The organism is Acinetobacter terrae (genome assembly GCF_013004375.1).
Classification (GTDB): Bacteria; Pseudomonadota; Gammaproteobacteria; order Pseudomonadales; family Moraxellaceae; genus Acinetobacter; species Acinetobacter terrae.
Window position 1 is genome coordinate 1 of record NZ_JABERI010000008.1, and the last position, 890, is coordinate 890.

Annotated in this window: 1 protein-coding gene; it reads right to left on the reverse strand. The window is 34.2% G+C overall.

The features are described 5' to 3' along the window. Window positions 1–22 precede the first annotated feature (22 nt). Window positions 23–845 (reverse strand): IS5 family transposase gene (locus HLH14_RS04780; protein WP_171532766.1). Its coding sequence is split into 2 segments (ribosomal slippage): window positions 23–463 and window positions 465–845, totalling 822 coding nucleotides; the frame shifts between segments, so codons are not numbered across the junction. Window positions 846–890 lie beyond the last annotated feature (45 nt).

Below are 890 nucleotides of genomic sequence, written 5' to 3' on the forward strand. Positions count from 1 at the left end.
ATTAGATCTCTTGCGAAAGTCATTATTGCAAGTTTATCCGGTTTACGAGTGCAGCAATTAAGTTAATGCGTAAGCCGAATCTTTTCCGTCTATTTCGATAGCGTTCACTTAATATTCTAAATGTTTTCAATTGACTATTAATGTGTTCGATCACAACTCGTATTTTTCCAATCATTTTATTGTACTTTTTCTCAACATCAAATAAAGGTAAATTCTTCTTTTTCTTTATTGGCATCAATAATTTAAAGCCATCTTGCTCTAATCCGTAGTACCCTAGATCAGTCATAACATATTCACAATGTTTGAATTTCTTAACCGTTTTTCTTGCCAATTTAATGTCATGCTGACTGCCATTCGATATATCTAGCCCTATGATTTGTTTGCTGTTCGGATGATAGATCACTTGTACTTTTAGCGTATATTTCTTCTTTTTACCACTGTAGAATTTACTCTGATTTTTTTTTCGGACGTTCTATTGAACATTCTGTCGCATCAATAATTACCCAGTTAAAGTGTTCGTCTGCCGTCGTAATGCTTCGTTTTGGCAGAGTAAAACGTCTTGATTTCATCAATGCATCTTCAACCTTTTTAATGGTTCGATTCACATTACTTTCAGCGATATGGTAATTTGCCGCTAATTCCAGTTGAGTGCTGTAGCTCCGTAAGTAATTGAGAGTTAATAACAACTGATCCTCTATATCTAAAGTATGAGGACGACCTGATTTCTTTTTGAGTGATTCTGCTTTTTCTAAAACCTCTACCATTTCAGTAAAAACATGTCGAGGTACGCCAACCAAGCGTTTGAATTCAGAATCTGAAAAACGATTTAATTTCTGATATCTCATGAAATTTATATTGAGGTGGTTTTTACTTTCGCAAGAGGTCTATTT